The sequence below is a fragment of the Acidovorax cavernicola genome (assembly GCF_003581445.1).
Window position 1 is genome coordinate 130273 of record NZ_QXMN01000012.1, and the last position, 7080, is coordinate 137352.

Annotated in this window: 7 protein-coding genes; 6 read left to right on the forward strand and 1 reads right to left on the reverse strand. The window is 69.3% G+C overall.

Annotated features, from left to right (window positions below):
* Nucleotides 1-103: 103 nt before the first annotated feature.
* The 3 genes from D3H34_RS12645 to D3H34_RS12655 all read left to right on the forward strand — a co-directional run bounded on the left by D3H34_RS12645 (nt 104) and on the right by D3H34_RS12655 (nt 3337).
* Complete coding sequence (locus D3H34_RS12645; RefSeq protein ID WP_119553803.1) at nt 104-1390, forward strand: hydroxymethylglutaryl-CoA reductase, degradative; 1287 nt, start codon at nt 104-106, stop codon at nt 1388-1390.
* A gap of 106 nt (nt 1391-1496) precedes the next feature.
* Nucleotides 1497-1952 carry a hypothetical protein gene (locus D3H34_RS12650; RefSeq protein ID WP_119553804.1) on the forward strand — a complete coding sequence of 152 codons (456 nt, stop codon included), beginning with the start codon at nt 1497-1499 and terminating at the stop codon, nt 1950-1952.
* A gap of 41 nt (nt 1953-1993) precedes the next feature.
* A complete protein-coding gene (locus D3H34_RS12655; protein ID WP_119553813.1) occupies nt 1994-3337 on the forward strand; it encodes a tripartite tricarboxylate transporter permease in 1344 nt (447 codons plus the stop codon).
* On the opposite strand, the gene D3H34_RS12660 is transcribed toward D3H34_RS12655, so the two are convergent.
* Entirely contained in the window at nt 3321-4643 is a 1323-nt protein-coding gene (locus D3H34_RS12660) for an AsmA family protein (protein ID WP_119553805.1), read from the reverse strand. The two genes, D3H34_RS12655 and D3H34_RS12660, sit on opposite strands and share 17 nt — an antisense overlap.
* Before the next feature lie 83 nt (nt 4644-4726).
* Here D3H34_RS12660 and D3H34_RS12665 point away from each other — a divergent pair, with 83 nt between their 5' ends.
* From D3H34_RS12665 to D3H34_RS12675, 3 genes are all read left to right on the forward strand, one after another.
* Nucleotides 4727-5149 (forward strand): hotdog fold thioesterase, encoded by a 423-nt coding sequence (locus tag D3H34_RS12665; protein ID WP_056574715.1) that lies wholly within the window; start codon nt 4727-4729, stop codon nt 5147-5149.
* Nucleotides 5150-5305: 156 nt separating this feature from the next.
* Complete coding sequence (locus D3H34_RS12670; RefSeq protein ID WP_119553806.1) at nt 5306-6592, forward strand: solute carrier family 23 protein; 1287 nt, start codon at nt 5306-5308, stop codon at nt 6590-6592.
* A gap of 131 nt (nt 6593-6723) precedes the next feature.
* A partial coding sequence (locus D3H34_RS12675) for a septum site-determining protein MinC (RefSeq protein WP_491047149.1) occupies nt 6724-7080 on the forward strand: 357 nt, incomplete at its 3' end.

Below are 7080 nucleotides of genomic sequence, written 5' to 3' on the forward strand. Positions count from 1 at the left end.
GGACCACTGTCCGCACTGTCCCGCCAAACTGTGCCTTCCGCGGGCGGTACAGCCGGCCTAAATTGCCTGCTCCCGAATTCACCTTCCGAAGAGACACGCACCGATGGCCGCCGATTCCCGCATTCCCAATTTCCGCGCACTCACACCCGCGCAACGCCTGGCCCACATCGCACAGGCCGCCTCGCTCACCGACGACGAGGTGGCGCTGCTCGCGCAACCCGGCGCGCTGAGCGTGGACCGCGCCAACGGCATGGTCGAGAACGTGATCGGCACCTTCGAGCTGCCGCTGGGCGTGGCCGGCAACTTCACCGTGAACGGGCGCGACTACCTCGTGCCGATGGCGGTGGAAGAACCCTCGGTGGTCGCCGCCGCATCGTTCATGGCCAAGCTGGCGCGCGAAGGCGGCGGCTTCGAGGCCTCGAGCACCGGGCCGCTGATGCGTGCGCAGGTGCAGGTGCTCGGCATCACCGACCCCTACGGTGCGCGGCTGGCGCTGCTGCGCGCACGCGACGAGATCCTGGCCGTGGCGAACAGCCGCGACAAGGTGCTGATCGGCCTGGGCGGCGGCTGCCGCGACATCGAAGTGCATGTGTTCGGCGACACGCCGCGCGGCGCGATGGTGGTGATGCACCTGATCGTCGACGTCCGTGACGCGATGGGCGCGAACACGGTCAACACCATGGCCGAGGCGGTGTCGCCGCTGGTCGAGAAGCTCACCGGCGGCACGGTGCGCCTGCGCATCCTGTCGAACCTGGCCGACCTGCGGCTGTCGCGTGCGCGCGTGCGGCTCACGCCCGCGGTGCTCAAGACCGCCGAGCGCAGCGGCGAAGAGATCGTCGAGGGCGTGCTCGACGCCTACACCTTCGCGGCCATCGACCCCTACCGAGCGGCCACGCACAACAAGGGGATCATGAACGGCATCGACCCGGTGATCGTCGCGACCGGCAACGACTGGCGCGCGGTGGAAGCCGGCGCGCACGCCTACGCCTGCCGCAGCGGGCGCTACACCTCGCTGACCACGTGGGAGAAAGACACGAGCGGCGCGCTGGTCGGCACCATCGAGATGCCGATGCCCGTGGGCCTCGTAGGCGGCGCGACGAAGACGCATCCGCTCGCACGGCTCGCGCTGAAGATCCTCGACGTGAAGTCGGCGCAGGAACTCGGCGAGGTCGCCATCGCCGTGGGCCTGGCGCAGAACCTCGGCGCCTTGCGCGCGCTCGCCACCGAAGGCATCCAGCGCGGCCACATGGCGCTGCACGCCCGCAACATCGCGCTGGTCGCAGGCGCCACCGGCGACGAGATCGACCACATCGCCAGGCAGATGGCCGCCGAGCACGACGTGCGCACCGACCGCGCCGTGGCGCTGCTCGACGCGCTGCGCAAGAAGTAATTCAACGAGGCGAGAGGGCCCGTAGCGGCCCGCAACAGGGACCGCGGCCCACACCGCGGCGGCCGCGCGAGCGGCCGTCACATCACCAAAGACGGAGACAACACACATGAATGCAGACAGTGCAACGCCCGCCCGCTGGCGGCTGGTGGAGATATGGGGCGACACGGCCGACCTGGGCCACCTCGCGTGGTCGATCGCGATCGGCGTCGCGGTGAGCCTGGCGGGCTACCTCGTGGCGAGCCGCGTGTTGATGAGCTCGGTCGGCACGCCGGAGCTGGCACGTGCCTACGCGATGCTCGCGGGCCTGGGCGGCTGCGTGGTGTCGGGGCTCATCTGCGCGAAGCTCTTCACGCCCAAGCGCGAGGTGATCGAAGGCACCGCAGCCGATCCGCGCTGGCGCGAAGAAGTGCTGGCCGAACTGGCCGCCGAGCACGGCGGCCTGGGCTCGGTGGAAGACCTGCCGCCGGTGGTGGTGCGCGAGATGAAGGAGCTCGAGATCTACGAGCTGTTCGCGTCGTACAAGCCCCAGTCTGCGAAGACCGCCGAAGGAGCCGCCTCGTGATCGACGCCGCACTTTTCAACCAGATCCTCGTCGCCACGGGCATGGGCCTCGTGGGCGCCATCGTGTTCGCGGCCATCGGCCTCGTCTCGGGCACCGACGAGACCACCACGCTCGCACCGCTCACCTTGCTGGTGGTGCTGCTGGGCGTGGCGCCCGAAGGCGTGTTCACCTTCTTCCTGGCTGCCGCCGTCGCCAAGCACATGACGCACGCCGTGCCCACCGCGCTGCTGGGCATTCCGGGCGACACCATGGCCACGCCGCTGCTGCAGGACGCGAACGTGCTGCGCAACCTGGGCGTGCCGCACATTGCGCTGCGCAAGATGGTGTCGGGCGCGATCATCGCGGCCTTCCTCGCGGTGCCGCTGGCCGTGCTGTTCGCGGTGCTGCTGGCGCCCTATGGCGCGGCCATCACCAAGGCGGCGCCGTGGATCTTCGTGGTGGCGGCCGTGGTCATCGCGTACTTCTCGAGCGGGCGCTGGGCCTCGGTGGCCACGCTGGTGCCTTTCGTGATGGTGATCGTGGCGCTGCAGGCGCTCACCGGCAAGTACGGCGTGAAGCTGAGCATCAGCTACTTCCTGGGCATCGCCATCGGGCCGCTGGTGGCCGACCTGTTCTCGGTGATCTCGCCGGCGGCGCGTGCACGCATGAAGCGCGACAAGGTCCGCACCTTCTCGCTGGCGCCCGACGTGAAGGGCTGGTCGGGCTACTTCCCGAATCCGTTCAAGGTGCTCGACGGCAAGCAGGTGAAGTGGACCTTCGCGACCGCCACGATCTCCAGCGCCACCTTCGTGTTCAGCCCCGTCGCGATGACGGTGGTGCTGGGCGAGCTGGTCGGTTCGCGCATCAAGCATGCGTACCACCGCCTCACGACCACGCTGGCCGCGCGCAACGGCGTGACCGAGGCCACCTACATCGCCGAAGCCTTGATCCCGCTGATCGCCATCGGCCTGCCGCTGAGCCCGGTGGCCGCGGGCCCTGCCGCGCCGCTGTTCAATGCACCGCCGGTGTTCACCATCGACTCGGCCACGGGCCAGACGCACAACCTGCACAACCTGCTGAACCACTGGGAGTTCCTGGGCTACGGCATGCTGGCGGTGGTGCTCGCCGCGCTGGTGGCCTATCCGTTCACGATGAACTTCGCGCGGCGCGCGGCGCTGTTCGTCTCGCGCAAGGTGAGCCACGAGGCGATCATCGCGACCTTCGTCGGGTTGATCGTGGTCATCAGCGTGTGGGAAGGGCAACTGCTCGGCCTGCTGGTGATCCTGACGATGGGCCTGCTGGGCGGGCTGCTGTCGCGCGCCATCGGGTTCAACACCGGTGTGCAGTTCATGGGGTACTACACGGCGGTGCTGACGGTGCCTGCGGTGATCAAGGCTTTTTCCTAGGCGCCTCGGGGGATTTGGCGGCCTCACCGCCAAGCAGCTTCTCCACCTGCTGCCCCACACGCGCCCCGATGGCCGTGCCCACGCCCGGCAGCACCGCGCTGCCGACCGCCGCGCCCGCGAGCGCGCCGCCGGTCATCGACACCTCGGGCTCGGCCACGCTGCCGCCGATCTTGAGCGGCACGCCGACCACGCCATCGACGAGGTCCACCGCGATGTCGCCCTGCATCTGGCGGTTGAACAGGCGCAGGTTGCCGCTCGCGGTGAGCACGCCCGAGCGTGCCTTGAGGTTCGTGTAGCGCATCACGATGCCGTCTTCGGTGCCCTGGGTGTCGAGCGTGCCGGTGAGTTCGTCCAGCGCCGTGGTGCCGCCGCGGCTGATGCCGGCGGTGGTCACGGCCTTGGCCAGGTCGAGCCGGGTCAGCGTGGCGGGCTGCACCGAGAAGGTGGTGCGGGTGTGCAGCCCCCGGATCAGCGCTCCGGCCTCGCGGGCCTCGGCCACCAGCGTGGTGTGGCCCGAAACCTTGCCAGCCACCGCCGAGCGGCGACCGAAGGCCTGCACCAGCGCCTCGATGTCGACCTGGTGCGGGTCGAGCTCGGCCGACACGCGCAGCCCGCGCCCCTCGGGCAGCACCTCCAGCCGCGACACGCCGTTCCACGTGCCGCCGCCGGCGTCGATGCGGGTGCGCCAGCGGTCCTCGCTGCCTTCGCGGTCCAGCCGCAGGCGCACGGGCGACGCGGCGCCGGCGCGCTCCAGGCGCAGTTCGCGCGGGCGCCAGTCGGCGTCGAACGCCACCTCGCCGTCGTAGGCCAGCGCGATGTCGCGGCGGTCGATCCAGGTCACGTCGCGCCAGCGCACGCGCTCCACGGGCACGGGAGCCAGTGTCCAGGGCGCGGGCAGCGCGACGATGCGCTCGCTCTCCTGCGGCCGGGGGCCCTTGTCCCGGAAGGCGCGCACCGAGGCGCGCGGCAGCACCAGTCCATCGAGGTCGATCTGGTCGATGGAGATCTCGCGGTGCAGCAGCAACGGCCACAGGTGCAGGCGCACGGTCAGGCTGCGCAGGGTGATGGGGCGCGGCTGGTCGGTGGACAGCTCGGACAGCGCCAGTACGGGCACCGGCCACAGCGACCAGTGGGCGCCGCCGACCGTCAACTCGACCCCGTAGCGCTCGGTGAAGCCGGCGGCGATGCGGGCGGCCACCTCGTCGTCGTCCGGCAGGCGCGCGGCAACCACGAGCGCCAGCGCGCCGATGCCCAGCAGCACCACCGCCACCGTGCCGAGAAGCCAGCGCCGTACCGAAGAGCTCATCGGGCCAAGGTAGCACGCAAAGGCGACTGCCCATGTCAGCCGTCGTCGCTATAGTGCCCCGGCACCCTGTACGGAGAAAACGAATGCGTATCTGGAAGAAAGACATCTCGGTCGAATCGCTGACCGCCAACCACGTGGGCACGGCCGTGGCCGCCCTGGGCATCGAGTTCCTGGAGGTGGGCGACGACTTCATCCGCGCCCGCGTGCCGGTGGACGAGCGCACCCGCCAGCCCTACGGCATCCTGCACGGCGGCGTGTCGGTGGTGCTGGCCGAGACGCTGGGCTCGTGCGGCGCGCACTACTCGGCGCCTGAGGGCGACCGCGCCGTGGGCCTGGACATCAACGCCAACCACATCCGCTCGGCCACCAGCGGCTGGGTCATCGGCACGGCGCGGCCGGTGCACCGCGGGCGCACCACGCAGGTCTGGCAGATCGACCTGACGAACGAGGCGGGCGAGCTGACCTGCGTCTCGCGCATCACCATGGCGGTGCTGCAGCCGCGCTGAGCGGCGGCCCCCTTTTCTTCTCCCCGTTCTCTTTCTCCCGCTGGTACGCCTCTTGCGGGTGGAACCCGTGTTCAGCACGGGGTGGATCGACCACAATCTCGCCCCAGGGAGCGCGTCGACCCCCCAACACACACCAACCCGAGGAGAAGAAAACACATGTTCAACTGGACTGAAAAGCCGGTGTCCACACTGGCCAACGGCGCCGTGATCGCGCCCGACGAGCGGCTGCCCTGGCTGCAGACCGGCGCCATGGGCATCCAGCACGTGATCGCCATGTTCGGCGCCACGGTGCTCGCGCCGATCCTGATGGGCTTCAACCCCAACATCGCGATCCTGATGAGCGGCATCGGCACGCTCATCTTCTACTTCGTGACCGGCGGCAAGGTTCCGAGCTACCTGGGCTCGAGCTTCGCCTTCATCGGCGTGGTGATCGCGGCCAGCGGCTACGCGGGCAAGGGGGCCAACGCCAACATCGCGGTGGCGCTGGGTGGCATCGTGGCCTGCGGGGTGGTCTACATCCTCATCGGCGCGCTGGTGCAGGCCATCGGCACGGGCTGGATCGAGCGCTTCATGCCGCCCGTGGTCACGGGCGCGGTGGTGGCGGTGATCGGCCTGAACCTGGCCGGCATCCCGATCAAGAACATGGCAGCCAACAACTTCGACTCGTGGATGCAGGCCGTGACCTTCCTGTGCGTGGGCTTGGTGGCGGTGTTCACGCGCGGCATGGTGCAGCGCCTGCTGATCCTCATCGGCCTGATCCTGGCCACGCTGGTCTACGCCGCGCTCACCAACGGCATGGGCCTGGGCAAGCCGGTCGACCTGAGCGGCATCGCCAACGCGGCCTGGTTCGGCCTGCCGACCTTCACGACGCCGGTGTTCACGGCCAACGCGATGCTGCTGATCGCGCCCGTGGCGATCATCCTGGTGGCGGAAAACCTCGGCCACCTGAAGGCCGTGACGGCCATGACCGGCCGCAACCTCGACCCGTACATGGGCCGCGCCTTCATCGGCGACGGCATCGCCACGGTGATCAGCGGCGGCGTCGGCGGCACGGGCGTGACGACCTACGCCGAGAACATCGGCGTGATGGCGGCCACGCGCATCTACTCGACGGCGGTGTTCGTGGTGGCCGCGCTGATCGCGCTGGTGCTGGGCTTCAGCCCCAAGTTCGGCGCGCTGATCCAGGCCATTCCGCTGCCGGTGATGGGCGGCGTGAGCATCGTGGTGTTCGGCCTGATCGCCATCGCGGGCGCCAAGATCTGGGTCGACAACAAGGTCGATTTCTCGCAGAACAAGAACCTGATCGTGGCCGCGATCACGCTGATCATCGGCACCGGCGACTTCACGCTGAAGTTCGGCGACTTCGCCCTGGGCGGCATCGGAACCGCCACTTTCGGCGCGATCATTCTTTACGCACTGCTGGGGCGTTCGCGCAACGCCTGAGCCCGGGCAAAGTGAAACCTCGTGCAATAACTGTTGTCCGGGGTCAGTGAACGCGGTGCCGGTCACCGGGCTTTGGCCGGCGCCCGTTAGACTCCAACGCTTTTCGCACCGACGTTCACAGACGTTTTCCAATGGCCGATGTTTCCGCCGCTCGTACCAAGGCGGTTTTCGAATTCAAGAGCGCCACGCTGCCGCTGATCGCAGTGATCCTCAAGACAGCCGACCTCGACGTGCTGGCCGAGGCGCTCGACGCCCAACTGGCGGATTCCCCCGACTTCTTCGAGCAGGAGCCGGTGGTGATCGACCTCTCGCTGCTGCAGGAACAGGCGGCGCAGGCCGATGCCCCGGCCCCCGAGATCGACTTTGGCGCCCTGCGCAGCCTGCTGGCGCGCCACCAGACCCAGCCGATCGCCGTGCGCGGCGGCAGCCCCGAGCAGCATGCCGCGGCACGTGAAGCGGGCCTCTCGGTGGCGGCCATGCCCTCGGCC

Excerpts from the sequence above, each read along its gene's own strand:
- D3H34_RS12650 (WP_119553804.1), top strand. The coding sequence starts at position 1,497 with ATGAATGCAGACAGTGCAACGCCCGCCCGCTGGCGGCTGGTGGAGATA.
- D3H34_RS12655 (WP_119553813.1), top strand. The coding sequence starts at position 1,994 with ATGGGCCTCGTGGGCGCCATCGTGTTCGCGGCCATCGGCCTCGTCTCG.
- D3H34_RS12660 (WP_119553805.1), bottom strand. The coding sequence starts at position 4,643 with ATGAGCTCTTCGGTACGGCGCTGGCTTCTCGGCACGGTGGCGGTGGTG.
- D3H34_RS12665 (WP_056574715.1), top strand. The coding sequence starts at position 4,727 with ATGCGTATCTGGAAGAAAGACATCTCGGTCGAATCGCTGACCGCCAAC.
- D3H34_RS12645 (WP_119553803.1), top strand. The coding sequence starts at position 104 with ATGGCCGCCGATTCCCGCATTCCCAATTTCCGCGCACTCACACCCGCG.
- D3H34_RS12670 (WP_119553806.1), top strand. The coding sequence starts at position 5,306 with ATGTTCAACTGGACTGAAAAGCCGGTGTCCACACTGGCCAACGGCGCC.